The organism is Pallidibacillus pasinlerensis (assembly GCF_009996845.1).
GTDB classification, from domain to species: Bacteria; Bacillota; Bacilli; order Bacillales; family Caldibacillaceae; genus Pallidibacillus; species Pallidibacillus pasinlerensis.
In genome coordinates this window covers 1-1,312 of the sequence record NZ_JAACYS010000143.1, presented here as the reverse complement: position 1 = coordinate 1,312, position 1,312 = coordinate 1, and the positions used below count along the sequence as shown (strand labels likewise).

The 1,312-nt window shown below is 38.2% G+C and carries 1 protein-coding gene; it reads left to right on the top strand.

Going from position 1 to position 1,312, the window contains the following annotated elements; all coding sequences use genetic code 11:
- Positions 1 to 88: 88 nt before the first annotated feature.
- A partial coding sequence (locus GW534_RS15850; RefSeq protein ID WP_161921929.1) for an ISL3 family transposase occupies positions 89 to 1,312 on the top strand: 1,224 nt, incomplete at its 3' end.

Sequence of the window (1,312 nt, the reverse complement as noted above, 5' to 3'; positions counted from 1 at the left end):
GCTTCCTCGCTATTTAATGTTTAGTTTAAAGCTTCCCAAAGCTGTCTATACTGGGTAATACTACTAAATTACCTGGGGTGATAGTCTTATGAAAAACTTTGAAGAAGAGTATAATGTATTCCAAGATGCGTTAGAAATACCTAAACCTTGGTATGTTTTCCATAATGAATTAGCTAAAGAAGAAAACACCTTACACATTTATATTGAATATCAATCAGGAGCGGAATTTTCTTGTCCTAATTGCGGTAAAACGGGATGTAAAGTTCATGATATACAAGATCAAGACCGGACTTGGAGACATCTAAATTTTTGGCAATACAAGACCATTCTCCATGCCAGAATGCCACGAGTAAAATGTGAGTCATGCGGTAAAATACGTACGGTTGTCATTGATTGGGCACGTCCAGGAGCTGGATTTTCATTATTATTTGAGCACCATGTGTTGTCGCTAATGGTTGAAATGCCTGTCGCTGCCGTAGCTCGTGAAGTAGGCGAACATGATACACGCCTTTGGCGAGTATTTAAATATTATGTCAACAAAGCCATGGAAAACATAGATGTATCTAATGTCACTCGTATAGCGATGGATGAAACATCACGAGCAAAAGGCCATAAATATGTGACATTTTTTATTGATATGGATACCAAACGCTTAATTTTCGCTACTACTGGTAAAGGTGCAGATGTACTGCAGGTGTTTAGCCAGTTTCTAGACAGTAAAGGGGTTTTACATTCCCAGATTAAAGAATTTTGTTGCGATATGTCACCAGCCTTTATTTCGGGTATTGAAGAGAAATTCCCGAATGCAACGATTACGTTTGATAAATTTCATGTCATGAAAATGGTAAATGAAGCATTAGATCAGGTACGAAAACAAGAACAAGCTACACAGCCAGAACTTAAAAATTCACGATACGCTTGGCTGAAGAACCCCGAAAACCTAACAGAAAAACAAGGAAGTAAATTGGCTAAATTAAAGGATTTGGATTTGGCAACAGGCCGTGCCTACCGCATGAAACTATCGCTTCAGAAAATGTGGACTAAACACCCAATCCTTTCTGAATTGTATTTTGATGAATGGCATAGCTGGGCTATTCGATCCCGACTAGAACCAATGATTAAAGTTGCAAAAACACTAAAACAACATAAAGGCGGAATCTTAAGATGGTTTGTTACAAAGATGACCAATGGCCTTCTTGAAGGAATAAACAGTTTAGTTCAGGCTACCAAAAGAAAGGCTCGTGGATACCGAACAGCCGATAATTTTATTGCCATGGCCTATGCAACGGTTAATAAACTTGATCTTATTGGT